Annotated in this window: 1 pseudogene; it reads right to left on the bottom strand. The window is 63.7% G+C overall.

Annotated features, from left to right (window positions below):
* Window positions 1-73: 73 nt before the first annotated feature.
* Window positions 74-567 (bottom strand): annotated as a pseudogene (locus CXQ94_RS23965) (hypothetical protein); the annotation flags it as partial.

The raw sequence follows: 567 nt of genomic DNA, 5'->3' as shown, positions 1-567 counted from the left end.
GGCGTTCGGTGGCGAAGAAGTCCCCCAGGGCCTCTGACACCCGCCCGGGGCGCTGATCGGCGCCCCGCTCCCCTCAACGCACCTTCAGCTGCAACGCCAGTGCCCCGCCCAATCGCTCCCCCAGCGACCAGACCAGAAAACGCTCGATGAACTCCGGCGCGTCGATGAACAGCGCCCCGCAGACCAGCACGCTGAGCAACGAAACCGTCAGGAAAAGCTGCGGTATCGAGAGCTTCAGCAGCACCAGCAGGACAATTGCGATGATCGCCGACGCGACCATGAACAGCGCATTGAGAATGTTGTTCGCTGCCACCACTCGCGAGCGCTCGTGAACCACACTGCGTGACTGGATCAGGGCATACAGCGGGACGATGTACAGCCCACCGAAAATCCCCAGCCCGAGGATATCCATCAGTACCCACCAGGCAGAAGGCTCGCCGAGCAGCGCAAGCCAGTCGACCGTACCTACAGGCTCCACGTGGCCGCTCGCATGCCACCACAGCAGCACTCCGCAAAGGCTCAGGCCAATGGCTCCGAACGGGACCAGGCCGATCTCCACGTGATGCC

The organism is Arthrobacter sp. GMC3, assembly GCF_002929305.1.
Lineage (GTDB): Bacteria > Actinomycetota > Actinomycetes > Actinomycetales > Micrococcaceae > Specibacter.
The sequence above is the reverse complement of the archived record's forward strand: the minus strand, read 5'-3'. Positions and strand labels throughout refer to the sequence as shown.